We start from the raw sequence: 25033 nt of genomic DNA, 5'->3' as shown, positions 1-25033 counted from the left end.
GGCACGGGTCGTCGCGCGCGCTTGTTTAGGCCAGAGTTGGGACCGGAGACAAGGTCAGTCGACCGCCGCAGGCGTCGTCAGGATGTCATTGACCGGCGGCGGCTCCCGGTTGGGCGCCGCGCCGGAGTCGGCCATCTTGGCCAGTTTCTCGCGTGCCGCCTCGGCCTCGCGCTGCCTGTTCCACATGCTGGCATAGAGGCCGCCCTGCGCGAGCAGTTTGGCGTGGGTGCCGCGCTCGGCGATGCGACCCTTGTCCAGCACGATGATCTCGTCGGCCCCGACGATGGTCGAAAGCCGGTGCGCGATCACCAGCGAGGTACGGTTCTTCGCCACGCGATCGAGCGCACCCTGGATCTCGTGCTCGGTGTGGGTGTCGAGCGCCGAGGTTGCCTCGTCCAGCACCAGGATCGGCGGCGCCTTGAGAATCGTACGCGCGATCGCGACGCGCTGCTTCTCGCCGCCCGACAGCTTCAGGCCGCGCTCGCCGACCTGGGTGTCGTACCCCTTCGGCGCCAAGCGGATGAAGTGGTCGATCTGCGCCAGCCGCGCCGCCTCCTCGACCTCGGTATCGCTCGCATCCCAGCGGCCGTAGCGGATGTTGTAGCGGATGGTGTCGTTGAACAGCACGGTGTCCTGCGGCACCATGCCGATCGATGCACGCAAGCTCGCCTGCGTGACGTCGCGGATGTCCTGGCCGTCGATCAGGATCTTGCCGCCGGAGACGTCATACAGGCGGAACAGCAGCCGCGAGATGGTCGACTTGCCTGCTCCCGACGGGCCGACGATGGCGACGGTCTTGCCGGCCGGCACCTCGAAGCTGATGCCCTTCAGGATCGGGCGCGACGGCTCATAGGCAAAGCGCACGTCCTCGAAGCGCACGATGCCGGCGGAGATGACCAGCGGCTTCGCGCCAGGCGCATCCTTGATCTCGGCCTCGCGGCCCAGCACATTGAACATCTTCTCGATGTCGATGATCGCCTGCTTGATCTCGCGATAGACCATGCCCATGAAGTTCAGGGGCTGGTAGAGTTGGATCATCATGGCGTTGACCAGCACGAAATCGCCGACGGTGTTGGTGCCGTTGCGCACGCCGATCGCGCACATCAGCATGGCCGCGGTCAGGCCCAGCGTGAAGATCACGGCCTGGCCGGTGTTGAGCACCGCGAGCGACGTATAGGTGCGAACGCTCGCCTCCTCGTAGCGCTCCACCGATTTGTCGTAGCGCTGCGCCTCGCGCGCTTCGGCGCTGAAATATTTGACGGTCTCGTAGTTGAGCAGCGAGTCGATCGCCTTGGTGTTCGCCTCGGTGTCGGAATCGTTCATCTTGCGACGGATGCCGATCCGCCACTCGGTCGCGATGTAGGTGTAGTACATGTAGAGCGTGACCGTGATCAGGGTCGCGACCACGTAACGCCAGTCGAACTGCCAGAGCAGCACCGCCATCAGCAGCGAGACCTCGACGATTGTCGGGATCAGCTGCAGGATCACCATGCGCACGATGACCTCGATGCCCTCGCGGCCGCGCTCGAGCACGCGCGTCAGGCCACCGGTCTTGCGCTCGAGGTGAAAGCGCAGCGACAGCTCGTGCATGTGAATGAAGGTGAGGGTCGCAAGCTTGCGCACCGCGTGCATGGCGACGCGGGCGAAGATACCGTCGCGCCATTGCGTCAGCACCGCCATCAGGATGCGCATCACGCCGTAGCTCGCGGTCAGCAGCAAGGGCGAGGCGATCACCCAGAGATGCCAATTGTCTGCCGCTACCGGCGCGGTATTGGCGCCGGTCAGCGCATCCGTCGCCCATTTGAAGCTGAACGGCACGGTGAGCGTGATCAGCTTGGCGGCGAGCAGCAGCACCAGCGACCAGACCACCCGCATCTTCAGATCTGCGCGATCGCCCGGCCAGATATAGGGCCACAGATGCGCCAGCGTGCCCATCAGCGTGGCCCGCTCCAGCGGTCCTCCGCCGGGAGGATCAGGAACGTCGGCGCCGTCGAGCGATTGAGGTTGGTCCATCAAGAAACCTGAAAGCCCACCGGATGCGGGCGAAACTGCGATTAACGATTTTCGTCCGTCATATAGAGCCTTCCCGATGCCCGCGCACCCCGCCAGATGGCGAATCTTTGATTGTTTATCGTCATTTACCGGTAGATTCCCGGGAGTATCGAATCACCGATTGGGCTTGACGCCTGTTCGCTGCAATGCATCATGGCACCAATGAGCACGATCAAAACCGTCTGCGTCTATTGCGGCTCCGGCCCTGGAACAAATCCCAACTTCATTGAAGCGGCGAAGGCGCTCGGCAGAGCGCTGGCGGAAAGCAAGATCCGCCTCGTTTATGGCGGCGGCTCGCTCGGCCTGATGGGGGCGGTCGCAACCTCCGTGCTGGATCACGGCGGCATGGTCACCGGCATCATTCCCGACTTCCTCCGGATGCGCGAGAATGCGCTGACGCGCGTACAGGAGATGGTCGTCACGCCCGACATGCACGAGCGCAAGCGGCTGATGTTCGAGCGCTCCGACGCCTTCGTGGCCCTGCCCGGCGGGCTCGGCACGCTGGAGGAGCTGGTGGAGCAGCTGACCTGGCAGCAACTCGGCCGTCACGCCAAACCCGTGCTGCTCGCCAATGTCGATGGTTTCTGGGAGCCGCTGTTCTCCCTGGTGGCCCACATGCGGCAGACCGAGTTCATCCGCGCGGGCCTCACTGTCGATATCCTGAAGGCGGACAAGGTCGAGGAGATCATCCCACGGCTGCGCGCCGCGGCGGCGCAGATTCCCGACGACCAGCGCGATCTCGCGCCCGACGTGGCCCGGCGCCTGTAGGCCGCCTTCTATTCCTGCGGAAACGTCACCGCCTCGATCCGGTTGCCATCGGGATCGGTGATGAAGGCTGCGTAATAGCGCACGCGGTCGTGCGGGCGGATGCCGGGCGCGCCGTCGGAGCCACCGCCGGCGGACAACGCCGCGGCATGAAACGCATCGACCTCGGCCGTGGTTCTCGCCCGCAGGCAGATGTGCACGCCGCTCTCCGGAGCTACGGGCGGCATCGCCTCGCGCAGATTGATCCAGAACTCCGGATAGGCCTTGCCGAAACCGACAGTGCGCGGCCGCGTGACCAGACGCGTGAGACCAAGCGCTGCGAGCGGCGCCTCGTAGAACTTTGCGGCGCGATCGAGATCGCTGACGCCGACGGAGACGTGATCGATCATGTCGTGCCCTTTCCCCCCTCGGTGTCATCGCCCGGCTTGACCGGGCGATCCAGTACTCGGAGACGCCGCGGCGTTACCGGGAGGCCTCGGCGTACTGGATACCCCGCTTTCGCGGAGTATGACAGTCGTCGTGGGGCTTACGCCGGTGCACCCGATTTCACGAGCTTGTAGATCACCGAATCCATCAACGCCTGGAACGAGGCGTCGATGATGTTCGGGGAGACGCCGACCGTGGTCCAGCGGCCGCCGTTTTCGTCCTCGCTCTCGATCAGGACGCGCGTGACCGCGCCGGTGCCGCCGTTGAGGATACGGACGCGATAGTCGATCAGCGTCAGGCCCTCGATGTACTTCTGGTACTTGCCGAGGTCCTTGCGCAGGGCGACGTCGAGCGCATTGACGGGACCGTTGCCCTCCGCCGCCGAGATCAGGTGCTCGCCGGCGACGTCGACCTTGACCACCGCGAGCGCCACCGTGACGCGTTCCCCCAGCGCGTTGTAGCGCTGCTCGACATTGACGTCGAACTGCTCGACCTCGAAATAATGCGGCACCTTGCCGAGCGTGCGGCGCGCCAGAAGCTCGAACGAAGCATTGGCGGACTCGTAGGCGTAGCCCGCCGCCTCGCGCGCCTTCAACTCCTCGACGAGGCGCGTCAGCTTTGGATCGCTCTTCTCGTAAGGGATGCCGGCGCGGTCGAGCTCGGCGATGACATTGGAGCGGCCGGCCTGATCGGACACCAGCACCTTGCGGTGGTTGCCGACCAGCTCCGGCAACACATGCTCGTAGGTCTGCGGATCCTTCAGCACGGCGGAGGCATGGATGCCGGTCTTGGTGACGAACGCGCTCTCGCCGACGTAAGGAGCATGCCGGTTCGGCACGCGGTTGAGCATGTCGTCGAGCGTGCGCGAGACCTTGACGAGCGTTGCGAGCTTCTCCGCGGTGACGCCGATCTCGAAGGCGTCGGAAAACTCCTTCTTTAATTTCAGCGTCGGGATCAGCGAGCAGAGATTGGCATTGCCGCAGCGCTCGCCGAGACCGTTCAGCGTGCCCTGGATCTGCCGCGCGCCGGCGCGCACCGCGGCCAGCGAATTGGCCACCGCCTGCTCGGTGTCGTTATGGGCGTGGATGCCGACATGATCGCCGGGAATGTGCTTCGTCACCTCGGTGACGATGGTTTCGATTTCGTTCGGCATGGTGCCGCCGTTGGTGTCGCACAGCACCACCCAGCGCGCGCCGGCCTCATAGGCCGCCTTGGCGCAGGCCAGCGCGAAGCTCGGGTCTTCCTTGTAGCCGTCGAAGAAGTGTTCGCAGTCGAGCATCACCTCGCGGCCGGCGGCCTTCGCGGCGGCGACGCTGTCGCGGATCGAGGCGAGGTTCTCCTCCTTCGTGGTCTCCAGCGCGACGCGGACCTGATAGGCCGACGCCTTCGCCACGAAGCAGATCGCATCCGCCTTCGCCTCCAGCAGCCCGGCGACGCCCGGATCGTTCGAGGCCGACCGCCCGGCTCGGCGCGTCATGCCGAACGCGGTGAACCGCGCATGATTGAGCTTCGGCCTGGTCGCGAAGAATTCGCTGTCGAGCGGATTGGCGCCGGGATAGCCGCCCTCGACATAATCAATGCCGAGATCGTCGAGCATCGCCGCGATGACCTGCTTGTCGGCCAGAGTGAAGTCGACGCCGTTGGTCTGCGCGCCGTCGCGCAGCGTGGTGTCGAACAGATAGAGGCGCTCTTTCTTGACCGAATTCATCGCGAGCGTCCGTTCTTGTTACCTCTCCCCTTGTGGGGGAGGTCGGCGTCACGCAGTGACGCCGGGAGGGGGGTGCCACACGGGCGGTCTGAGCGCGAGGCTACCCCCCTCCCCAACCCTCCCCCACAAGGGGGGAGGGAGCGGAGAGAGGCTCGCGCTTGGTGAACAAGCTCCTTGCTCATTGCACCGCTCCGAGCGTCTTCTTCATGGTGGTGTTGGCGAGCCATTCGTCGTTGATGGTGACGCTGTTGCGCTGCTGGGCGGTGTAGCCGCGCTTGGCAAAGAAGCCCTGCGCGTTGTCGCTGGCATCGACCGAGAGGCTCTTGGCGCCGCGGCTGCCTGCGAGCTTCTCCAGCGCGTCGATCAGCATGGTCGCGATGCCCTGCCCGGCCACCGCCGGATGGACATAGAGCATGCGAATGTGATCGTTGCCGCGCAGCGAGGCGAAGCCGACCGGCGAGCCCTCGAGCGTCGCGATCAGCGTCAGGTCGGCTGCAAGCCGCTTGCCGAACTCTTCGTCTTCGGCCGCCTCCATCCAGGCTTCCTGCTGCGCCTCGCTATAGTCGTCGCCGGTCAGCTCCTCGATGCTGGCAGCGAAGATTGCGGCGAGCACCGGCACGTCGTCAGGCAGGAAGGGCCGCAGGGCGGGCTTTGGCAAACTCTGTCCCATCGTCTTCACCACATGCCATAGAGCTTGAGCACCAGCGCCAGGGCGCCGGCGAGCAGTGCGATCTTCAGCGCGATGTAATAGAGCCAGTGCCGCGGGAAAGGCGTGTCGGGCCGCTTCATCGCGCGATCTCCCAGGTCGTGCCTTCCTTGGAGTCCTTGATGGCGACGCCCATCGCGGCGAGCAGATCGCGGATGCGATCGGACTCCTTGAAGTCCTTGCGGCTACGGGCGGCCGTCCGCTCCGCGATCAGGCGCTCGACCTCCTTGGCATCGACGCCGCTCGCCTGCTGCTTGCGCCCTTCCCACTGCGCCGCGCTCTCGGCCAGGAATCCGAGCAGCCGCAACGAGCCCGACAATGCAGCGGCATCGCCACGCAGGCCGTGCAGGGCCGTGATCGCCTGCGGCGTGTTGAGGTCATCGAGCAGCGGCTCGATCACGGACGCGGCCGGCTCTGTGGGCGCGACATCGGCGGCGACGCGATACCAGTCATCGAGCGTCTTGGCGCTCTCCTCCAGCGACTTCATGGTCCAGTCGATCGGCGAACGATACTGCGTCTTCAGCATATTCAGACGCAGCACCTCGCCCGGCCAATCCGCCAGCAGCTCATGAATGGTGATGAAGTTGCCGAGGCTCTTCGACATCTTCTCACCCTCGACCTGCAGGAAGCCGTTGTGCATCCAGGTGTTCGCCATGCGCTCGCGGTGGAAGGCGCAGCAGGTCTGCGCCACCTCGTTCTCGTGGTGCGGAAACACGAGATCGATGCCGCCGCCGTGAATGTCGAAATGCTCGCCGAGATGCTTCCAGGCCATGGCCGAGCACTCGATATGCCAGCCCGGCCGTCCCTGCGCGGCAATGCCGGCCGGCGACGGCCATGAGGGCTCGCCCGGCTTGGACGGTTTCCACAGCACGAAGTCGGTGTTGTCCTTCTTGTAAGGCGCGACATCGACGCGGGCGCCGGCGATCATCTCGTCCAGCGAGCGGTTGGACAGCGCGCCGTAACGCGGCAGCACCGAATTGGCGGCGTTCATCGCCTGCGGCGAAAACAGCACATGGTCCTCGGCGACGTAGGCAAAGCCACCGGCGACCAGCCGCTCGATGATCTCGCGCATCTCGCCGATATGCTCGGTCGCACGCGGCTCGACGGTCGGCCGCAAGCAACCCAGCGCATCGACATCGGCGTGAAACTGCTTGCCGGTCTGCTCGGTGACCTTGCGGATCGCCTCGTTCAGCGGCAGGCCGGGGAAATCCCGCGCGGCGCGGTCGTTGATCTTGTCGTCGACGTCGGTGATGTTGCGGACATATTTGACATGCGCTTCGCCGTAGAGGTGACGCAGCAGCCGAAACAGCACGTCGAACACGATCACCGGCCGCGCATTGCCGATATGGGCGAAGTCATAGACGGTCGGTCCGCAGACATACATGCGGACGTTGTTCGCATCGAGCGGCACAAAGGTCCGCTTTTCCCGGCTCAGCGTATCGTAAAGACGCAATTCCATGACAACCCATCCCTCTCGGCCGGGCGTCCAAGGCTCTCAATGTGTTTGAGAAAAGACGGCTCCAGCCAGCGAATCGCTAGCTCGTAATCTCGCGGCAAATGGCGCAGATGGCGAGGAGACCGTTCATGGGGCGACATATGGGCTATGAGGCGGCCCCACGTCAAGAGAGCCGCGAAAACGCCGTCTTATCTCCGCAAAGGGCGCTGCTCGCCTGATGGTTCACGATCCCCTAACCATTTGAGGCCATTCTGGAACCGGCAGTTCCTTCTTTTTTTGCCCCGGTATTTTCATGCGATCTGCACTCGCGCTCATTTTCAGCGCCTCGATCCTTGCGGCGTCCAGCGCGTTCGCCGAGACCCGCGTCTTCATCATCGCCAATCAGGTGGATGGCTATGGCAGCGGCCAGTGCCTGGCCAAGGGCGAGACCTGCGGCACCTCCCTCGCGCGCACCTATTGCCAGTCACGAGATTTTGCAAAGGCATCGAGCTATCGCCGGGTCGATCCCGACGAAATTACCGGCTCTGTCCCCAAAACCGGCGCAAACTGCTCTCATGGCCGTTGCGACGAATATGTCGCAATCACCTGCCAGCGCTGAATTCACTCGGAGCTGGCGGACCTTAGGCCCAATCATTGGCCCTTGAAACGACGTGACGATGCCGCGGGAAGCGGCTATTGGAGGGCGCGCTTCGGCCCCGAAAGTCACTTGGAACGTCATATTGGGCCGTGACCTCGCTAGAATGGCGGATATGCCTGAATTGTTGTCGCTGCCCCGTGCCCGCTTCTCCCTTGCCTGCACCGTGCTCCTGAGCGCGGTCGTGCTCGCCACCGGCGCTTTCGCGCAGGCCGGACCGCCCGGGCCGCCGCCTCAGCCCGGCCAGAACGGGCTCGGACCGAACCCGATGTGCGTGCGCCTGGAAGGCCAGCTCGCGGCGCTCGATCGTGGCGGCGGCGGTGACCCGGCGCGCGAAGAGCAGATCCGCCGCTATCAGGACTCCCAGGCCAAGCAGCAGGCCGAGCTCGACCGCGTCACCATGCAGGCCAAGCGCATGGGCTGCGATTCCTCCGGCTTCTTCTCGCTGTTCAACGGCCAGTCGGCGCAATGCGGCCCGGTCAACACCCAGATCCAGCAGATGCGCGCCAATCTGGACCAGATCACCGTCAATCTCGAGCGGCTGCGCGGCGGTCCCGGCGGCTCCAGCCCGGAGCGCGACAACCAGCGCCGCTCGGTGCTGATGGCGCTGGCGCAGAACAATTGCGGCCCGCAATATGCCAATGCCGCGCAGTCACAAGGCGGCGGCAACTTCCTGACCAATCTGTTCGGCGGAGGCAACAACCCGAACAATCCGCAAGCCGTGCCGCCCTCCGATCTCGGGCCGCAATCCGGCACCTACCGCACCGTGTGCGTGCGCACCTGCGACGGCGCCTATTTCCCGATCTCGTTTGCAACGGTGCCGGCGCGCTTCCCCGACGACGAGAAGACCTGCAAGGCGCTGTGCCCGGCTGCCGAAGCCGTGCTCTACACCCATCGCAATCCCGGCGAAGACATGAACTCGGCGGTCTCGATCGGCGGCCAGCCCTACACGGCGCTGCCGACCGCCTTCAAATTCCGCAGCGAGTTCAACCCCTCCTGCTCCTGCAAGGCGGCGGGCCAGACCTGGGCGGATGCGCTGAAATCGGCCGACGACAAGGCCGCGGCCGAGCAGCAGGGCGACATCATCGTCACCGAGGAGAGCGCCAGGAAGATGCAGCAGCAGCGGCTCAACAAGGGCACGCCTGCGAACGCGAAGAAGGGCACAGCTCCCGCGCCAACGACGGCGAATGCGCCGGCTGCGGCACCGCCCGCGGATACCGGCGCGCCTGCGTCGAATTCAGAGAACAGGCCGATCCGCTCGGTCGGCCCGACCTTCCTGCCGCAGCAGCAGCAGAAGTAGGCCGTCACTCTCTCATGCGCCGCGCAGGCGTCGCAGCGCGGCCGCTCCGCCGTTACGGCTCGCCCTCGCGGCTCCACGGGAAGAGATTGGCCGGAAAGTCTGCTGCGTAGCGCCTTCCCTTCGGGGCCGGCGGCGGTGCGTCCGGTGGGTTCGGATTGGGCTCGACCACCCGCCGATAGAGGTGCCAGGTGGCATGACCGAGCACTGGCAGAACGACGGCGAGACCGACGAAGAGCGGCAGCGAGCCGATGACGAGCAACGCCGCCACGATGAGGCCCCATCCGGCCATCGCGACCGGATTCGCCGCCACCGCTCGGAGCGACGTGCGGATCGCGTCGATCGCAGTCGCATGGCGGTCGAGCATCAACGGAAATGACACGACGCTGACGCACAATGCCACAACCGCAAACAGGAAGCCGACACCGCAACCGACGATGATGAGCGACCAGCCTTCCGGCGTCGTCAGCACGCGGGTTGCGAAGTCGGGAATGCTTGCGGCCGCAGCGTGACCGAAGATCGCGACATAGATCGCGTTCGCGACACCGATCCAGGCCCCGAACAGGACCAGCAGGAGCACGCCGAGTTCTACCATGGCGCCGAACGACGGTGCGCGCAGCACCTTGATCGCATCCCATGCTTCGACCTCCTCGCCGCGCTCGCGACGACGGCTAAGTTCGTAGAGACCGATCGCGGCAAAAGGACCGATCAAGGCAAAGCCGGCGGCCAGCGGAAACAGTAGCGGCAGCACCGAATAGCCGAGAACCATCCTGAACAGGACGAGACCGAGAACGGGATAGATCAGGCACACGACGATCGCGTGACTCGGCATCGCCTGGAAATCCTCCCAACCCAGGCGCAGGACCTCGGTCAGGTCGGACAATCTGATCTTGCGAATGGGATAGGAGGCCGCTTCGCCGAATACGTGCCGCCTGATGTCGTGGGAGTACAGAGTGGCCATGAGCGGACCCTCCCGTGCTGAAAATCGCGGTTTTCGACAACACGCGCTCTTCAGCCACGCGTGTCCGCCTGACGAGCAGGAAACGCGATGGGTCGAGTACGGCAACCCAGGTTCAGCGAACGAGCCTGGCCGGACGGAACCCGTCGCGACCTGCCTTGGAAGCTTAGCGCGCACGGAGCACGGCTGCACTCACGGTTGGGTGAATTATGCGCCTGATTTGTGCGTTGCATCACCCAGGACACTGAAGAGCGCACCTGATGCTTTGGCGACTTGCCGGGCGACGGCAACGCTCTCGCCAGGTCGGCACGCCGATATGCTCTATTGACGCCGGATTAGGCTGGTATCATTTTAGATGTAGACGCCCTTAGCTCCGATGAGATTGGTGGTCGCGAGCGTTCACTTGATTTCGCGACCAGTGGAATGGGCGAGGCAAGAAGGCCGGCGATGGCATGAATGCCAAGAAAGGCCAGCCATCGCGACAGACATGAGCTCCGCCCTGGATTCGTATCCGTAGCCTTCGATGGCAAGGATGGATCAGGATGGCTGTCGCGCTGATACTGCTTCTGGTCGCGATCGGCTCGGTGCTGTTTCACATCTACAGCCCGTGGTGGTGGACGCCGATCGCCACGAACTGGGCCTATATCGACCACACCATCAACATCACGTTCTGGATCACGGGCTTTGTTTTCGTCGCCGTGATCGCCTTCATGGCTTACTGCGTCTTCCGCTTTCACCACAGAGAGGGAAGACGGGCCGACTACAATCCGGAAAACAAAAAGCTCGAGTGGTGGTTGAGTGTCGGGACCGGCGTCGGCGTCGCGGCCATGCTGGCGCCTGGCCTCGTGGTCTGGCACCAGTTCGTGACGGTGCCTGCGGATGCCACCGAGGTCGAGGTCATGGGCCAGCAATGGCAATGGAGTTTCCGCCTTCCGGGCAAGGATGGGCAGTTGGGCACATCCGATGTCCGCAACATCGCCTCCGACAATCCGATGGGGCTCAATCGCGACGACCGGCACGCGCAGGACGATGTCGTGATCGAGAACGCCGACCTGCACCTTCAGGTGGGAAAGCCGGTCAAGGTTCTCCTCCGCTCGGTTGATGTCCTGCACGATTTCTACGTGCCCGAATTCCGGGCCAAGATGGACATGGTTCCAGGCATGGTGACCTATTTCTGGATGACGCCGATCCGAACCGGAACGTTCGATGTTCTCTGTGCGGAGCTTTGTGGCACTGCTCACTATCAGATGCGGGCCAAGGTCATCGTCGACGAAGAGCGCGAATATCACGCTTGGCTGGAGCAACAGAAAACGTTCGCAGAATTATCGCCGGCAAATGCCGTCGTGAAGACGACGTACTAATCCGGCAGCAAGTAGCAAGCAGCCGCCGAAGATAGATCGGGCGCAAGAGGCCAGCGCCTCACCCCGATGGAAACGACCGAGGAGGTTTCTATGGTCGATATTCCATATGAAGGGATCCCCGGCATTCCGCCTGCCGAAGTACCTGACGTCGAGCTCTATCATCCGCGGAGCTGGTGGACACGGTATGTGTTCTCCCAGGACGCCAAGGTGATCGCCATTCAGTATTCGCTGACGGCCACGGCCATCGGGCTGGTGGCCCTGGTGCTGTCGTGGCTGATGCGGCTGCAACTGGGATTCCCCGGTACGTTCTCTTTCATCGATGCCAACCAGTACCTCCAGTTCATCACCATGCACGGCATGATCATGGTGATTTACCTGCTCACCGCATTGTTCCTGGGCGGCTTCGGCAACTACCTGATCCCGCTGATGGTCGGCGCCCGGGACATGGTCTTCCCTTATGTGAACATGCTGAGCTACTGGGTCTACCTGCTCGCAGTCCTGGTGCTTGCCTCGACATTCTTCGTGCCCGGCGGCCCCACCGGCGCCGGTTGGACGCTGTACCCGCCGCAAGCAATCCTCTCCGGAACGCCCGGGCAGGATTGGGGCATCATCCTCATGATGGCGTCGCTGATCCTGTTCATCATCGGCTTCACCATGGGCGGGCTGAATTACGTGGTCACGGTGCTGCAGGCGCGCACCCGCGGCATGACGTTGATGCGCCTGCCCCTGACGGTGTGGGGCATTTTCACGGCGACCGTCATGGCGCTCTTGGCCTTCCCTGCGCTGTTCGTTGCCTCGGTCATGCTGCTGCTCGACCGTCTCTTGGGAACCAGCTTCTTCATGCCCGCCCTCGTCGAGATGGGCACGCTTTCGAAATATGGCGGCGGCAGCCCGCTGCTCTTCCAGCACCTGTTCTGGTTCTTCGGCCATCCCGAAGTCTACATCGTCGCCCTGCCCGCCTTCGGCATCGTCTCCGATCTGATCAGCACGCATGCGCGCAAGAACATCTTTGGTTATCGCATGATGGTCTGGGCGATCGTGGCCATCGGCGCGCTCAGCTTCATCGTGTGGGCGCACCACATGTATGTGAGCGGCATGTTCCCGCAATTCGGCTACTTCTTCGCCACCACGACGCTCATCATCGCGATCCCCACCGCGATCAAGGTCTACAACTGGGTGCTGACCCTGTGGCGCGGCGACATTCACCTCACGGTGCCGATGCTGTTCGCCCTCGGCTTCATCATCACCTTCGTGAACGGCGGGCTCACCGGCCTCTTCCTCGGCAACGTTGTCGTTGACGTGCCCCTCTCGGATACCATGTTCGTGGTCGCACATTTCCACATGGTGATGGGCGTGGCGCCGATCATGGTCGTGCTCGGCGCGATCTATCATTGGTACCCGAAGGTCACGGGGCGGATGCTCAACGACGCCATGGGCAAGTTTCACTTCTGGGTCACCTTCCTCGGCGCCTACCTGATCTTCTTCCCCATGCACTATCTTGGACTGCTCGGGGTCCCACGCCGGTATTTCGAGCTCGGGGATGCGACGTTCATCCCGTCCTCGGCCCATTCGCTCAACGCCTTCATCTCCGTAGTGGCCTTGACCGTCGGCTTCAGCCAGATGGTGTTCCTGTTCAACCTTGTCTGGAGCCTGTTCAAAGGTGAGGCCTCCGGCGGCAATCCGTGGCGGGCGACGACGCTGGAGTGGCAGACGCCGGAGACGCCCCCAGGGCACGGCAACTGGGGCAAGGAGCTCCCTGTCGTGTACCGCTGGGCCTACGATTACAGTGTACCCGGCGCCGCGGAGGACTTCATTCCGCAGAACCAGCCGCCGCGCGCGACTCAGCTCGTTCAGGGAGCTGCTTCGTGAGCGCCATCATCCTGTTCCTGGCTGTCCTTGCGGTGATCGCCGGATGGTGGCTGTCGCAGCAGCGCCTGACCGCCAAGCCCTGGCTGGAGGAAGGCCCGGCCGGTGACTTCCCTGGCGGCGATGCCATGACCTGGCCGGCTGCGAAGGTCGGACTTGGCGTGTTTCTCGCCGTCGCAAGCGCCTTGTTCGTCCTCTTCATCAGCGCCTACTCGATGCGCATGAGCGTGGTGGACTGGCGGCCGCTGCCGGTGCCGCGGCTGCTGTGGGTCAACACGGGCGTCCTGGTCCTGAGCAGTGTCGCGCTGCAATGGTCGTATGTGGCCGCGCGCCGACACGATACTGAAGGCGTCATGATCGGTCTGCTCGCGGGCGGAGCATCTGCCGTGATCTTCCTCGCCGGGCAGCTCCTGGCCTGGCAACGGCTCGGGGCTGCCGGATATTTCGTGGCGTCCAATCCGGCGAATTCCTTCTTCTACCTGTTGACCGCGGTACACGGGCTGCATCTGACGGGCGGTCTGGTGGCCTTGGGCCGAACCTCGGCCAAGATGTGGCGCGGCGCAGAGATCACCGACATGCGCTTGAGCGTGGAGCTGTGCGCCATCTACTGGCACTTCCTGCTGTTGGTCTGGCTTGTCCTACTCGGTCTTCTCACCGGCTGGACCGACGATTTCGTCGACATCTGCCGCCAATTGCTGAGCTAGGGAGGCGAGACCAGATGGCTGAGACCGTGCTGACAAATCCGGGGCAATCGCCTGCGCGGCTTGAAGGCTGGCGCGGCATCGCCGCCGATTGGGCGTCCGATCAGCGCGCCTTCAAGAACGTGTCCTGGGGCAAGGCCATGATGTGGATCTTCCTCCTCAGCGACACCTTCATCTTCAGTTGCTTCCTGCTCTCCTACATGACCGCGCGCATGTCGACGACCGTGCCGTGGCCCAATCCCAGCGAAGTCTTCGCCCTCAATATCGCGGGCAACCACATCCCCCTGATCCTGATCGCCATCATGACCTTCGTGCTGATCAGCAGCAGCGGTACGATGGCGATGGCCGTCAATTTCGGCTACCGCCGCGATCGCGTGAGAACCGCAATCCTGATGCTGGTCACTGCAGCCTTCGGCGCGACCTTCGTCGGAATGCAGGCCTTCGAATGGACCAAGCTGATCATGGAGGGCGTCCGGCCCTGGGGCAATCCATGGGGCGCCCCGCAGTTTGGTGCGAGCTTCTTCATGATCACCGGCTTCCACGGCACCCATGTGACGTTCGGTGTGATCTTCCTGATCGCCATCGCGCGAAAGGTCCTTCGCGGCGACTTCGACGTCGAGAGGCGCGGCTTCTTCACGAGCCGCAAGGGGTATTACGAGATCGTCGAGATCACGGGCCTGTACTGGCACTTCGTCGATCTCGTGTGGGTGTTTATCTTCGCATTCTTCTATCTTTGGTGAGGTCGACGCATGACAAACGCGGCGGTACACATGGAAGGACAGCTCCACGCCCCAGGGGCAGTCGCAACGGGAGCCGTTCACGCCAAGGGGCAACAGCACCCGATCAAGCTCTACCTCGTGGTCTGGGGCTGGTTATTCGTCCTCAGCACGTTCTCCTACCTCGTCGACTACTTTGGCCTGCATGGCTATCTGAGATGGTCGCTGATCCTGCTGTTCATGATGTTGAAGGCCGGGCTGATCGTCGCCGTCTTCATGCACATGGCCTGGGAGCGGTTGGCCTTGGCCTATGCCATCCTGCTGCCGCCGATCGCGGTACTGGTATTCGTATCGATCATGGTGCTCGAATCCGAATACACGCACTTGCTGCGGGTGCTGTTTTTCGCAACCCCGTCATAGCACACGCCGTCGCTCGGGCTGTTCAGCCCTCGAACGCGTCGATCGACGCCTTGCTGCCGCGCGACACCAGCGTCTCGTCAGGCGCGGACACCCCCTCGCCCTTGTCGCGAAACCGGTTGGTGATGGGATAGCGGCGGTCGCGGCCGAAGTTCCTCGCCGTCACCTTCACGCCGGGCGCAGCCTGGCGGCGCTTGTATTCGGCGACATTGAGCAGATGGTCGATGCGGGTGACGATCTCGCGGTCGAAGCCGGCGGCGATGATCTGATCCAGCGGCTGCTCGCGCTCGACCAGGCGCTCCAGGATGGCGTCGAGCACGTCATAGGGCGGCAGCGAATCCTGGTCGGTCTGGTTCTCGCGCAGCTCCGCCGTCGGCGGGCGCGTGATGATGTCGGGCGGAATGACCTCGCCCGCAGGGCCGAGCGCGCCTTCCGGCTTCCAGCCGTTGCGCAAGCTTGCCAGCCGAAACACCTGCGTCTTGTAGATGTCCTTGATCGGGTTGAAGCCGCCATTCATGTCGCCATAGAGCGTGGCATAGCCGACCGACATTTCCGACTTGTTGCCCGTCGTCACCACCATCAGCCCGGTCTTGTTGGAGATCGCCATCAGCAGCGTGCCGCGGGTGCGGGCCTGGAGGTTTTCCTCGGTGATGTCGGGCGGCAGGTTCTTGAAGATGCCGGACAGGATGGTCTCGAAGCCGTTCACAGCCTCGGCGATCGGCAAAACCTCGTAGCGGATGCCGAGATGGCCGGCGAGCTCGCCGGCATCGGCGATCGAGTGTGCCGCCGTGTAGCGATAAGGCAGCATCACGCCATGCACCTGATCGGCACCGAGCGCGTCGACCGCGATGGCCGCGCACAGGGCGGAATCGATGCCGCCGGAAATCCCGAGCAGCACGCCGGGAAAGCCGTTCTTGGTGACATAGTCGCGCAAGCCCAGCACGCAGGCGGCGTAGTCGGCCTTGTCGCTCTCGGGCAGTTCGGCGATCGGGCCCGTGCAGCGCCAGTCGTCGCCGTTACGGGTGAAGCGCAGCGTGACGACGCTCTCCTCGAACGCCGGCAGTTGCGCCGCAAGCGAGAGATCGCCGTTGAGCGCGAAGGAGGCGCCGTCGAATACCAGCTCGTCCTGGCCGCAGACCTGATTCAGGTAGACCAACGGGAGGCCGCTCTCGGTCACGCGCGCGACCGCAACCGACAGGCGCACGTCGTTCTTGTCCCGGGCATAGGGCGAGCCGTTCGGCACGAGGATGATCTCGGCGCCGGTCTCCGCCAGCGTCTCGACCACGTTCTCGTAATCCTCGGACTCCTCCAGCCAGATGTCCTCGCAGATCGGCACGCCGATGCGCACGCCGCGCACGGTGACGGGACCGGCGGCAGGTCCGCGCGAAAACAGCCGCTTCTCGTCGAACACGCCGTAATTCGGCAGGTTGCACTTGAAGCGCAAGCTCGCGATGCGGCCGCCGTCGAGCAGCGCGCAGGCATTGTAGAGCCTGCCCTCCTCGACCCAGGGCGTGCCGACCAGCATGGCCGGACCACCGTCCGCGGTCTCGCGCGCGAGGCTCTCGATCGCGGCGCGGCAGGCGGCCTGGAACGCCGGCTTCTGCACCAGGTCTTCCGGCGGATAGCCGGCGATGAACAATTCCGGAAACAGCACGAGATCGGCGCCATCGGACTTGGCCTGCGCGCGCGCGGCACGCGCCTTGGCGGCATTGCCCTCGATGTCGCCCAGGGTCGGGTTGAGCTGGGCGAGCGTGACCGCGAATTCATTGAGACGTTCGGTCATGGCGCTCCCATTCCCAGGCTAGAGGAACCCCAGCCGCTCGATGATGGCGATGATCCAGAACGCGCCTGCCATCAGCAGCGCAACGCCGACCGCGGCCGAGCCCATGTCCTTGACGCGCCCGATCTGCTTGTCGTGGTCCATCGTCAGCCGATCGGCGAGCTTCTCGATCGCGGTGTTGAGCAGCTCGACCACCAGAACGAAGGCGACGGAACACACCAGCTCGACCGCGCGCATCGCGGTCGCGCCGATGAACCAGGCGAGCGGCACCGACAGCAGGAGCGCAAAGATCTCCTCGCGGACGGCCTGCTCCGATCGGAACGCAAAGGCCAGACCGTTCCGGGAATTGATCGTGGCCTTCCAGATCCGCAGCAAGGTTTCAGAGCCCCGCTGCGGCCGGAATCGGCTGCGCCTTGCCGGCGCGCTCCTGCTTGAGGAGCTCCGCGACCAGGAAAGCCATGTCGATGGATTGCTCGGCATTGAGACGGGGATCGCAGACCGTGTGGTAGCGGTCGTTGAGGTCCTCGTCCGTGATCGCGCGGGCGCCGCCGAGACATTCGGTGACGTTCTGGCCGGTCATCTCCAGATGCACGCCGCCGGCGTGGGTGCCTTCGGCCGCGTGGATCGCGAAGAACGACTTCACCTCGGACAGGATGCGGTCGAACGGCCGCGTCTTGTAGCCCGACGTGGAGGTGATGGTGTTGCCGTGCATGGGGTCGCACGACCAGACCACGACCCGGCCCTCGCGCTTCACGGCGCGGATCATGTTCGGCAGGTGCTCGCCGATCTTGTCCGAGCCGAAGCGGCCGATCAGCGTCAACCGGCCCGGCTCGTTGTCGGGATTGAGCACGTCGATCAGCTTCAAGAGCTCGTCGGCCTTCAGCGAGGGGCCGCATTTGAGCCCGATCGGGTTCTTGATGCCGCGGAAATACTCGACATGGCCATGATCGAGCTGACGGGTGCGGTCGCCGATCCAGATCATGTGGCCCGACGTCGCGTACCAGTCGCCGGTCGTGGAATCGACGCGGGTCATGGCCTGCTCGTAGCCGAGCAGCAGCGCCTCGTGACTGGTGTAGAAATCGGTGGCACGCAGCTCGGGATGGCTTTCGAGATCGAGGCCGCAGGCGCGCATGAAGTTGAGCGCGTCCGAGATGCGGTCGGCCAATTCCTTGTAGCGGCGGGACTGCGGCGAGTCCTTGAGGAAGCCGAGCATCCATTGATGGACGCTGCCGAGATTGGCGAAACCGCCGGTGGCGAACGCGCGGAGCAGGTTCAGCGTCGCCGCCGACTGCCGATAGGCCATCAGCTGGCGCTGCGGATCCGGCATGCGCGCTTCCCTGGTGAACGCGATGTCGTTGACGATGTCGCCGCGATAGCTCGGCAGCTCGACGCCGTTCACCTTCTCGGTCGGCGATGACCGCGGCTTTGCGAATTGGCCGGCAATGCGGCCGACCTTCACCACGGGGACGGCGCCGGCATAGGTCAGCACCACCGCCATCTGCAGCAGCACGCGGAAGAAGTCGCGGATGTTGTTGGCGCCGTGCTCGGCGAAGCTTTCGGCACAGTCGCCGCCCTGGAGCAGGAAGGCGTCGCCGGCCGCCACGCGCCCCAGGGCCTTCTTCAGATTGCGCGCCTCTCCGGCGAACACCAGCGGCGGAAAGGTCGCAAGCTGCGCCTCGACGTCGGCCAATGCCTTGGCGTCGGGATAGTCGGGCACCTGTAGCACCGGCTTGCTGCGCCAGGACTCGGGCGTCCACCGCTCGGACATCGCAATCTCTCCGTGAAGCAAAAAGCACAACCTGATCTAGGGGTTGCGAGGGCCGCCTTATACACAGGCTGGCTTCCGGCCGCCAGTTGTAAATCCATTTCGTACCGCAAACCCTTGCGGCCAAAGCCGAATTCGCATTTGTTTGGCGCCGGCAAGAAACCGGCAGGACACAAACCGCCCATGAACGCGGCACTGACGACGCCTTCGTCGACGGGATCAGCTTCCCCGCGACCGACGGCTATGCGCTGACCGGCCCTGTTCCTGTCGGCGAGGATCTGCCCCAGGGCGTCTTCCTGCAAAGGCCGAATGGGTCTCGAGCCCGCGCCTTCTGTGTGGCGCGGCGTCGCTGAATGGATTCAGGTAGAATGAGGCCGCGTCATCGGATGATCGTCGTCAGAGACGAGTAGCGCCTGGTCGGCTTGGCTTCGCCCGGCGCGAACTGTGCGAAGGCGTCGCTGACGCGCACCGCCGGCGGCGTGTCACCGGCGAAGCGGAATTCCATCGGCCGCGGCGCGTAGAAGCTGGCGCGGTAATATGCGTCGTCGAAACGCGTCTCGCCGACGCCGAACAATACGTCGCAGACGAACAGGAGCGCGTAGACTCCCGCGACCGCTGCGATGATCTCCCTGAGAATTGACATGCCGATGCCCTGCCCTTTTGCGGGCAGGATGCAGATCGGTTCCAAAATCGAAGTTTAAGGCTGCGCGGTTCTTGTCCGCTGGGTTTGCCGCCGCTGAACGGATAGCAGACAATTTTATCGATCCGGAGGCCGAACGCCCGCTGCAGTCGGCGGCTTTACTGCCGCGCGCTCAGAAGGCAGGCCGCAAGTTCGGTCCGATTGTGCACGCCGAACCGGCGGCAGAGATTGGCGACGTGCTCCTTCACGGTCTGGTCGGATATTCCCATTTCGCGGGCAATCTCCTTGTTGGTCTGGCCGCGGCAAACCCTGATGGCGACATCAGCCGAACGCGGCGGCAGCGATGCCGACAACGTCCCGGCCGGACGGCTCGGGCTACGGTGGGTTTCAATCTCGCCCGCATTCATCATGTTGGTCAGCGCCAGCGAGCCGGCGCGGCATAGCATCTCCATGCGAAGTCGTGCGCGCGGCGTATAGGGTGCGCCCGTCTCCGTCGTCGCAGTGAAGAGCACGCCGATGATCTTCTCGCCACACCACAGTGGCCCGCCCATATTGTAGGCGAAGCCCCATTCATGCAGCATCTCGAAGGTCGGGCTATGTCGCCAATGCTGCGGGCCGATCACGGTTTCGCCGTCGACCGCGCAGCCGCGGGTCATGATGCAGTCGAGCACCGGGTCGTGCTTCCAGAAGCCGGCCTTGTAATTGTCGAGCAGGCCGTCGGCGACGTAGCGGCTGTAGACCAGGGCAGGCTCGAGCCCGTCGAGCAGATAGAGGCCGACAGTCGGCGATCCCGTGAGTTCGGTGATTGCTGAGCAACAGGCCACGCCAAGCGCACGCACCGAACGGCTCTCGGCGATCGACATCAAACGATCCGCCAGCCGGCCTTCGGGCAGACCGTCCAACTGCTCCTGCTTGGCCCTCACCGCCACTCCTCGCGCGACGTGCGCCCATTGGGATTTGTTATAGGCTTAAAATTTCTTCTTCGCCCGTTCTCCGGTCAAGCGAAAAGAAGCGGCAGAACCGTGCTTCTCCGGCTCAGCTTTACGGCACAGCAGCAACGGCGATCCCCCCATGATGGGGGATTGCCGGTCTGCCCACTTCATCCCTAGCATTCGGCCATCGTGATCGCGTGACGACATCACGCGGTTCCGACGGGGTCACGTCACCAACGCGAACTGCCTGCTCACCCGCGCACCAACAGCCTTGGCACGCGACGGCGAAGCTTTGCCGACGGACGCCGTCCCCCGCCGGTCCCGATCCTCCCCGCCGATCGCACGGCGGAGCTACAGCTTGACGTGGAGATACCGACCATGAGCCTTTCCATGCAACGCGCCGCCAAGCCCTCCACGACGCCATCAGTGGCCGAGTTCCACGCGCGCCTTGACGCCGTGCTGCCACTGGTCGAGTCCCGCGCGGCCGAGGCCGAGGCGCAGGGCTATCTCACCGACGACGTCGTCGCCGCGCTTCGCAAGGCCGGTATCTACACGATGCTGTTTCCCCGCGAGGTCGGTGGCGCCGAACTTCTGCCCTACGACGCCATGACCGTGATCGAGCGCCTTGCCTACACGCATGCGTCCGCCGGATGGTGTGCGATCGGCAACAACATGGAAGGCACGACGCTCGCGATCTACGTCGAGGACGAGGGCATCAAGAAGGTCTTCGCAAAAGGCGCCGACATCACCATCGCCGGCAACGGCGTCCCGCGGGGCTTCGCCCGTCCGGTCGATGGCGGCTACATGATCCGCGGCAACTGGGCCTATGGCAGCGGCATCCAGCACGCCGAATGGGTGCATTCCGGCTGCTTCGTCACCGACGCCTCCGGCAAGGACATGGTGTTCGGTCCCAACGGACAGCCCAAGATCGTCGTCACCCACCATCCGCGGGCGACCATCAAGCTGATGGGCAATTGGGACGTGCTCGGCCTGCGCGCCACCGGAAGCTTCGACTACACGCTCAGCGAGGGCGACGAGCTGTTCGTGCCGACACACATGACCTACGATTTCGACATCGGCGCGCCACGTCGCGGCGGCGTGCAGGGCGCGCTGGGGCTCGCGGGCTATAGCGCCTGGTCGCACTCGAGCTGGGCAGTCGGGGTCGGCCGCCGCATGCTCGACGAACTCGTGAAGGTCATCGTCTCGCGCCAGGATCCCTTCGGCAAGTCGTGCGAGAGCGCCAGCTTCAAGTTCCAGTTCGCGCAGGCCGAGGCTCGTTTTCGCGCGGCACGTGCGCTGGTGCACGAAACCTGGAAGGAGGTCTCCGAGACCTGCGCCGGCGGCGAAAGTCCCTCGCTGGCGCAAATGACAATGATCAAGCTGTCGCTGCGCCACATCCACGACGTCCTGTCCGACATCTCGACCTTCGCGCACCGGGCAGCCCGAGGTGCCTCGCTGCACAACACACCGATGCAGCGCTTCTATCGCGACATCCACTCAGGCACCCAGCACATCCTGATGGCCGACCAGATCGTCGAGGAATGCGGCCGTGCGCTGCTCGGCCTTCCCGGGCCCGGCGCGCAATGGACGGTGTTCGGGGTGACCGGCTGAGCGCGCAGGAGGTCGGCGTGAACGGATTCCGCATCGTTGGCTTCTGCGGCAGCAGCTGGCGCCCGGCAAAGTCGCGCGTGCTTGTTGAAGCCGTTGCGGCCGATCTCCTGGCGCAACACGCGCTCAAGACCGACATCCTCGACCTCGTCGATGCCGGCCAGGGCATCGCCGCGTTTACCCGCAACGGGCTCGACGAGCGCGCGCGCGACCTCGTCGAGGCGATCGAGCATGCCGATGGCCTGGTGATCGGTTGCCCGGTGTTCCAGGGCTCATATCCCGGCCTGTTCAAGCATGTCTTTGACCTGATCGAGCCCGGCGTGCTGCGCAATCGCCCGGTGCTGCTGACAGCGGTCGGCGGCGGGCTGCGCCACTCGCTGGTGGTCGAGCATCAGCTCCGTCCGTTGTTCGGGTTCTTCGAGGCCTGCACGGTGTCGACCGCGATCTATGCGAGCAGCGACGAACTGGCGCCGGGCGCCCCGTTGGCGCCGATGATTGCCGCTCGCCTCGCCAACGCCGTGGAACAATTCGCAGCGCTTGTCGGCGACCGCCGGGCCAAGGCCGCATGACCACTTTTCCGCTGCGGCGCCCAGACAGGCTGCCTTCAACCGGAGACATCCATCATGCTTGAGACCGTCAAACCGTCGCCCGACCTCACCGGCTTTGCTCGCGCGGAATACGACATCAACGGCGTGCGCACCGTCGTTCACACCATCGGAAGCGGCCCCCCGTTGGTGTTCCTGCACGGGACCGGAACCTTTACCGGCTTTGAGATGGCACGCGACTGGGCGAAGCGGCACACCGTCATCATTCCCTATCAGGCCGGTTTCGGCGACTCCGGCGATGCGGTCTGGATCGATACGATCGAGGATCATGTCCTCCAGACCACGGACTTGCTCGACAAGCTGGGACTGGCGACGTTCGATCTTGCCGGATTTTCGCTCGGCGGGTGGCTCGCCGCCGAGTTCGCCATCCGCCAGCCGCATCGCGTCCGCAAGCTGGTGCTGGTCGCGCCCGCCGGCCTCGTGGTTGCGAGCGCGCCGGCCCCCGGCTTGTTCGAGATCGCGCCACAGGATTTGCCGGCCTATCTCGCGCACGATCCGTCAAACGCGCTGCGTTACTTTCCCAAGGCGCCAGATCCTGCGTTCGACGCCCGCCTCGGGCGCGAGGTGACGGGCTTCGCCGAGCTGATCCGCAGCGATCCGCAGGGCAATCCAAAGCTCGCGCACTGGCTGCACCGGATCACGATGCCGACGCTGGTCTTGTGGGGCGCCGCGGATCGCCTGCGCCCAACGGTGCAGGCCGGAGCCTGGAAGGCCGGGCTGCCCCACGCGCGCGTGACGCTGGTGCCGGACACGGGACATCTGGTGTTCGAGGAAACACCCTCCGCCGCACATCACGTCACCGATTTTCTAGCCGAGTAGCTCAGACAGAAGGACACCACCATGATCGAGATGCCTCCGGGCGTAACCCCCGCCAAAGACGGCTTTGGCAACATCGTCTGGAGCATTCTGGGCCAGACGTACACGCTGAAGCAGCACTCCGAGGCGTCCATGGCTTGGCATGCCGTGTTTCCCGACGGCACCTTCGTGCCGCCCCACGTTCATCTGACCCAGGACGAATTCGTCTACATACTGAGCGGCCGTTACGATCTCTGGCTTGATGGGAAGGACCTGGTGGCGACCGCCGGGGACCTCGTGCGCATGCCCAAAGGCATTCCCCACGGCATCTTCAACAAGTCCGGCGAAACCGCGACCAGCCTGTTCTGGGTTGCGCCGACGCGATCGCTCAGGGAACTGTTCGAGCGCATCCACAACCTGCCCGATCCGCAGGAAGTCGTTCGGCGTGCCGCCGAGCACGAGGTCAATTTCCTGCCGCCCCCGGCCTGATGCTCGTCTCCGCCGACAGCTCAAACCGCGAGGATCGATCATGACGATCAACTGGACCACCATTTCCGAGAGCGATCGCCGACGGATTGCCGTCTGGCAAAAGTGCATGCTGGCACTCGCCATCTTCTGCGAGATATTCCTCGCGGCCGACTGGTACGCCTTCGCGGCCGTGCTGCCTTTCGTCTCAGAGAGCCTGAAACTCAATCCCGCCGAGGCCGGTCTGGCGCAGGGCATCTTCGCACTGACCTATGGCATCGGGATGATGGTGTGGTCACCGGTGAGCCGCTCGATGACGGCGCGCAACATGCTGCTGATCGGACTTGCCGGCACCGGTCTCGGGATGATGCTTCAGGTGTTCGTCCAGACCTACACCCAGCTTGTGCTGCTGCGGCTCCTGATCGGCTTTTTCGATGCCGGCATTTTCATCGGCAACATGAAGCTGATCTTCGGCTGGTTTCCGCAGAGCCGGCGCGGGTCGGTAGTCGGAATCATCCTTGCGGCCTACAGCCTCGCCATCACCATGGATTTCGCACTCGGCATTCCCCTGACTATTGCGACCGGATGGCGGACCTTCTTCGCGGTACTGGCGATCGGCACCCTGATCGTCGCTGCGATTAACGCGCTCGTCGTTCGCAATAGCCCGAGCGAGATCGGCATCGTCGACTTCACCTGGGGGAACGAGACGCCTCAGAAGCACCTGCCGCTTGGCGAAATCTTCCGCTCGAAATGGATCGCAGTCGGTGGCTTCGGCATCGTGGCCTGTACCTTCGCAATCGCCGGCACGGCGACCTGGGTGGTGCCCGCCTTTATCGCCGTGCAGCACATGCCGCCGGAAGCCGGCGCTGTGATCGGCACCGTGATGGGGCTCTCGCAGGTCCTGTTCCTGGTGATCGGCGGCTACATGTCCGACCGGCTCGGCAAGCCGTTCATGATCAAGCTCACCGCGGGGCTCGCCTTCCTGACGGCCCTGATGTTCCTCTGGAGCGTCGTTACGCCGATGCCGTTCGGTGTGCTGGTGCTGTTCGCAGTCCTCAGCGGCGTCGCGCTGCTCGGCGGCGGCGCGATCTTCGCGCTGCTCAGCGAAAAATACTCCGACGCGCTTGCACCGGCGGCGATCGGCTATGCGGAGGTGTTCGGCATCTTGTCGGCTTTCGTGGCGCCCTGGATGATGGGAGCCATCGTCAACGCCTCTTCCGGCGCGTTCACCGGGGCTTTCGTGGCCTTCGCGGTGGTCGAGTTGATCATCGTCGGCCTTCTGCTGATCCTCGCCCGCGAGGACGTCAGGCAGGGAGCGGTCGTCGGCAGTCCAGCCGAATGAATAGCTTGGAGCGGGCGGGACCGTACCCCGCGAGCTCC

The 25033-nt window shown here is 64.3% G+C and carries 24 protein-coding genes; 13 read left to right on the top strand and 11 right to left on the bottom strand.

The genetic code is table 11. The features are described 5' to 3' along the window. Window positions 1-54: 54 nt before the first annotated feature. Window positions 55-2013: an ABCB family ABC transporter ATP-binding protein/permease gene (locus H1B27_RS09310; protein ID WP_197965855.1), complete on the bottom strand. Its 1959-nt coding sequence runs from the start codon at window positions 2011-2013 to the stop codon at window positions 55-57. A gap of 201 nt (window positions 2014-2214) precedes the next feature. Here H1B27_RS09310 and H1B27_RS09305 point away from each other — a divergent pair, with 201 nt between their 5' ends. After that, window positions 2215-2820, top strand: coding sequence for an LOG family protein (locus H1B27_RS09305; RefSeq protein ID WP_061877706.1), 606 nt, complete (start codon window positions 2215-2217; stop codon window positions 2818-2820). A gap of 8 nt (window positions 2821-2828) precedes the next feature. Here H1B27_RS09305 and H1B27_RS09300 read toward each other — a convergent pair whose 3' ends face one another. The 4 genes from H1B27_RS09300 to cysS form a co-directional block, all read right to left on the bottom strand. Then, on the bottom strand, window positions 2829-3206 hold the full coding sequence (locus tag H1B27_RS09300; RefSeq protein WP_061877707.1) for a VOC family protein: 378 nt from the start codon (window positions 3204-3206) through the stop codon (window positions 2829-2831). Between the two features lie 137 nt (window positions 3207-3343). Further along, window positions 3344-4951 (bottom strand): citramalate synthase, encoded by a 1608-nt coding sequence (cimA, locus tag H1B27_RS09295; RefSeq protein ID WP_197965854.1) that lies wholly within the window; start codon window positions 4949-4951, stop codon window positions 3344-3346. Between the two features lie 178 nt (window positions 4952-5129). Next, window positions 5130-5621, bottom strand: coding sequence for a GNAT family N-acetyltransferase (locus H1B27_RS09290; protein ID WP_061877748.1), 492 nt, complete (start codon window positions 5619-5621; stop codon window positions 5130-5132). A gap of 115 nt (window positions 5622-5736) precedes the next feature. Next, window positions 5737-7116: a cysteine--tRNA ligase gene (cysS, locus tag H1B27_RS09285; RefSeq protein WP_197965853.1), complete on the bottom strand. Its 1380-nt coding sequence runs from the start codon at window positions 7114-7116 to the stop codon at window positions 5737-5739. A gap of 289 nt (window positions 7117-7405) precedes the next feature. Between cysS and H1B27_RS09280 the strand changes: the two genes are divergently transcribed. Together H1B27_RS09280 and H1B27_RS09275 are read left to right on the top strand one after the other, a co-directional pair. Beyond that, on the top strand, window positions 7406-7711 hold the full coding sequence (locus H1B27_RS09280) for a hypothetical protein (protein WP_197965852.1): 306 nt from the start codon (window positions 7406-7408) through the stop codon (window positions 7709-7711). Between the two features lie 142 nt (window positions 7712-7853). Further along, window positions 7854-9047 (top strand): DUF2865 domain-containing protein, encoded by a 1194-nt coding sequence (locus H1B27_RS09275; RefSeq protein WP_197965851.1) that lies wholly within the window; start codon window positions 7854-7856, stop codon window positions 9045-9047. A gap of 52 nt (window positions 9048-9099) precedes the next feature. On the opposite strand, the gene H1B27_RS09270 is transcribed toward H1B27_RS09275, so the two are convergent. After that, window positions 9100-10005 carry a DUF2189 domain-containing protein gene (locus tag H1B27_RS09270; RefSeq protein WP_061877712.1) on the bottom strand — a complete coding sequence of 302 codons (906 nt, stop codon included), beginning with the start codon at window positions 10003-10005 and terminating at the stop codon, window positions 9100-9102. A 539-nt stretch (window positions 10006-10544) separates the two neighbouring features. Here H1B27_RS09270 and H1B27_RS09265 point away from each other — a divergent pair. The 5 genes from H1B27_RS09265 to H1B27_RS09245 all read left to right on the top strand — a co-directional run bounded on the left by H1B27_RS09265 (window position 10545) and on the right by H1B27_RS09245 (window position 15066). After that, window positions 10545-11363, top strand: a complete 819-nt coding sequence (locus tag H1B27_RS09265; RefSeq protein ID WP_197965850.1) for a cytochrome c oxidase subunit II — start codon at window positions 10545-10547, stop codon at window positions 11361-11363. 90 nt (window positions 11364-11453) lie between these two features. Further along, window positions 11454-13232, top strand: coding sequence for a cbb3-type cytochrome c oxidase subunit I (locus H1B27_RS09260; RefSeq protein WP_197965849.1), 1779 nt, complete (start codon window positions 11454-11456; stop codon window positions 13230-13232). Then, window positions 13229-13933: a cytochrome c oxidase subunit 3 gene (locus H1B27_RS09255; protein ID WP_061877715.1), complete on the top strand. Its 705-nt coding sequence runs from the start codon at window positions 13229-13231 to the stop codon at window positions 13931-13933. Before H1B27_RS09260 ends, H1B27_RS09255 begins: the two co-directional genes overlap by 4 nt. A gap of 14 nt (window positions 13934-13947) precedes the next feature. Next, on the top strand, window positions 13948-14670 hold the full coding sequence (locus tag H1B27_RS09250; protein WP_197965848.1) for a heme-copper oxidase subunit III family protein: 723 nt from the start codon (window positions 13948-13950) through the stop codon (window positions 14668-14670). Between the two features lie 9 nt (window positions 14671-14679). Beyond that, a complete protein-coding gene (locus H1B27_RS09245; RefSeq protein WP_197965847.1) occupies window positions 14680-15066 on the top strand; it encodes a cytochrome C oxidase subunit IV family protein in 387 nt (128 codons plus the stop codon). A gap of 22 nt (window positions 15067-15088) precedes the next feature. Here the strand turns inward: H1B27_RS09245 and H1B27_RS09240 are convergent, their stop codons facing one another. The 5 genes from H1B27_RS09240 to H1B27_RS09220 all read right to left on the bottom strand — a co-directional run bounded on the left by H1B27_RS09240 (window position 15089) and on the right by H1B27_RS09220 (window position 20171). Beyond that, the gene (locus tag H1B27_RS09240; RefSeq protein WP_197965846.1) at window positions 15089-16846 is read right to left on the bottom strand and encodes an NAD+ synthase; all 1758 of its coding nucleotides are present in this window, start codon (window positions 16844-16846) and stop codon (window positions 15089-15091) included. 18 nt (window positions 16847-16864) lie between these two features. Next, window positions 16865-17218 (bottom strand): diacylglycerol kinase, encoded by a 354-nt coding sequence (locus tag H1B27_RS09235; protein WP_028179961.1) that lies wholly within the window; start codon window positions 17216-17218, stop codon window positions 16865-16867. A gap of 4 nt (window positions 17219-17222) precedes the next feature. Next, the gene (locus tag H1B27_RS09230) at window positions 17223-18611 is read right to left on the bottom strand and encodes a class II 3-deoxy-7-phosphoheptulonate synthase (protein WP_061877719.1); all 1389 of its coding nucleotides are present in this window, start codon (window positions 18609-18611) and stop codon (window positions 17223-17225) included. A 376-nt stretch (window positions 18612-18987) separates the two neighbouring features. Then, the gene (locus H1B27_RS09225) at window positions 18988-19251 is read right to left on the bottom strand and encodes a hypothetical protein (protein ID WP_197965845.1); all 264 of its coding nucleotides are present in this window, start codon (window positions 19249-19251) and stop codon (window positions 18988-18990) included. 155 nt (window positions 19252-19406) lie between these two features. Beyond that, entirely contained in the window at window positions 19407-20171 is a 765-nt protein-coding gene (locus tag H1B27_RS09220) for a helix-turn-helix transcriptional regulator (protein WP_311976937.1), read from the bottom strand. A gap of 387 nt (window positions 20172-20558) precedes the next feature. Between H1B27_RS09220 and H1B27_RS09215 the strand changes: the two genes are divergently transcribed. Genes H1B27_RS09215 through H1B27_RS09195 form a run of 5 tightly spaced genes read left to right on the top strand, consistent with a single transcriptional unit; the run spans window position 20559 to window position 24995 of the window. Next, the gene (locus tag H1B27_RS09215) at window positions 20559-21791 is read left to right on the top strand and encodes an acyl-CoA dehydrogenase family protein (protein ID WP_061877721.1); all 1233 of its coding nucleotides are present in this window, start codon (window positions 20559-20561) and stop codon (window positions 21789-21791) included. Between the two features lie 17 nt (window positions 21792-21808). Beyond that, window positions 21809-22357: an NAD(P)H-dependent oxidoreductase gene (locus H1B27_RS09210; protein ID WP_311976936.1), complete on the top strand. Its 549-nt coding sequence runs from the start codon at window positions 21809-21811 to the stop codon at window positions 22355-22357. 54 nt (window positions 22358-22411) lie between these two features. Continuing rightward, window positions 22412-23212: an alpha/beta fold hydrolase gene (locus tag H1B27_RS09205; protein ID WP_197965843.1), complete on the top strand. Its 801-nt coding sequence runs from the start codon at window positions 22412-22414 to the stop codon at window positions 23210-23212. A gap of 21 nt (window positions 23213-23233) precedes the next feature. Beyond that, the gene (locus H1B27_RS09200; protein ID WP_197965842.1) at window positions 23234-23677 is read left to right on the top strand and encodes a cupin domain-containing protein; all 444 of its coding nucleotides are present in this window, start codon (window positions 23234-23236) and stop codon (window positions 23675-23677) included. 40 nt (window positions 23678-23717) lie between these two features. Then, window positions 23718-24995 (top strand): MFS transporter, encoded by a 1278-nt coding sequence (locus H1B27_RS09195; protein WP_246515315.1) that lies wholly within the window; start codon window positions 23718-23720, stop codon window positions 24993-24995. Window positions 24996-25033: the final 38 nt, after the last annotated feature.

This window comes from Bradyrhizobium diversitatis (assembly GCF_016031635.1).
In the GTDB taxonomy this organism is placed as follows: domain Bacteria; phylum Pseudomonadota; class Alphaproteobacteria; order Rhizobiales; family Xanthobacteraceae; genus Bradyrhizobium; species Bradyrhizobium diversitatis.
This window is presented reverse-complemented; position numbering and strand designations above follow the sequence as displayed.

Excerpts from the sequence above, each read along its gene's own strand:
- H1B27_RS09305 (WP_061877706.1), top strand. The coding sequence starts at position 2,215 with ATGAGCACGATCAAAACCGTCTGCGTCTATTGCGGCTCCGGCCCTGGA.
- H1B27_RS09270 (WP_061877712.1), bottom strand. The coding sequence starts at position 10,005 with ATGGCCACTCTGTACTCCCACGACATCAGGCGGCACGTATTCGGCGAA.
- H1B27_RS09230 (WP_061877719.1), bottom strand. The coding sequence starts at position 18,611 with ATGTCCGAGCGGTGGACGCCCGAGTCCTGGCGCAGCAAGCCGGTGCTA.
- H1B27_RS09260 (WP_197965849.1), top strand. The coding sequence starts at position 11,454 with ATGGTCGATATTCCATATGAAGGGATCCCCGGCATTCCGCCTGCCGAA.
- H1B27_RS09280 (WP_197965852.1), top strand. The coding sequence starts at position 7,406 with ATGCGATCTGCACTCGCGCTCATTTTCAGCGCCTCGATCCTTGCGGCG.
- cysS (WP_197965853.1), bottom strand. The coding sequence starts at position 7,116 with ATGGAATTGCGTCTTTACGATACGCTGAGCCGGGAAAAGCGGACCTTT.
- H1B27_RS09265 (WP_197965850.1), top strand. The coding sequence starts at position 10,545 with ATGGCTGTCGCGCTGATACTGCTTCTGGTCGCGATCGGCTCGGTGCTG.
- H1B27_RS09240 (WP_197965846.1), bottom strand. The coding sequence starts at position 16,846 with ATGACCGAACGTCTCAATGAATTCGCGGTCACGCTCGCCCAGCTCAAC.
- cimA (WP_197965854.1), bottom strand. The coding sequence starts at position 4,951 with ATGAATTCGGTCAAGAAAGAGCGCCTCTATCTGTTCGACACCACGCTG.
- H1B27_RS09275 (WP_197965851.1), top strand. The coding sequence starts at position 7,854 with ATGGCGGATATGCCTGAATTGTTGTCGCTGCCCCGTGCCCGCTTCTCC.
- H1B27_RS09200 (WP_197965842.1), top strand. The coding sequence starts at position 23,234 with ATGATCGAGATGCCTCCGGGCGTAACCCCCGCCAAAGACGGCTTTGGC.
- H1B27_RS09225 (WP_197965845.1), bottom strand. The coding sequence starts at position 19,251 with ATGTCAATTCTCAGGGAGATCATCGCAGCGGTCGCGGGAGTCTACGCG.
- H1B27_RS09245 (WP_197965847.1), top strand. The coding sequence starts at position 14,680 with ATGACAAACGCGGCGGTACACATGGAAGGACAGCTCCACGCCCCAGGG.
- H1B27_RS09290 (WP_061877748.1), bottom strand. The coding sequence starts at position 5,621 with ATGGGACAGAGTTTGCCAAAGCCCGCCCTGCGGCCCTTCCTGCCTGAC.
- H1B27_RS09300 (WP_061877707.1), bottom strand. The coding sequence starts at position 3,206 with ATGATCGATCACGTCTCCGTCGGCGTCAGCGATCTCGATCGCGCCGCA.
- H1B27_RS09195 (WP_246515315.1), top strand. The coding sequence starts at position 23,718 with ATGACGATCAACTGGACCACCATTTCCGAGAGCGATCGCCGACGGATT.
- H1B27_RS09205 (WP_197965843.1), top strand. The coding sequence starts at position 22,412 with ATGCTTGAGACCGTCAAACCGTCGCCCGACCTCACCGGCTTTGCTCGC.
- H1B27_RS09250 (WP_197965848.1), top strand. The coding sequence starts at position 13,948 with ATGGCTGAGACCGTGCTGACAAATCCGGGGCAATCGCCTGCGCGGCTT.
- H1B27_RS09310 (WP_197965855.1), bottom strand. The coding sequence starts at position 2,013 with ATGGACCAACCTCAATCGCTCGACGGCGCCGACGTTCCTGATCCTCCC.
- H1B27_RS09215 (WP_061877721.1), top strand. The coding sequence starts at position 20,559 with ATGAGCCTTTCCATGCAACGCGCCGCCAAGCCCTCCACGACGCCATCA.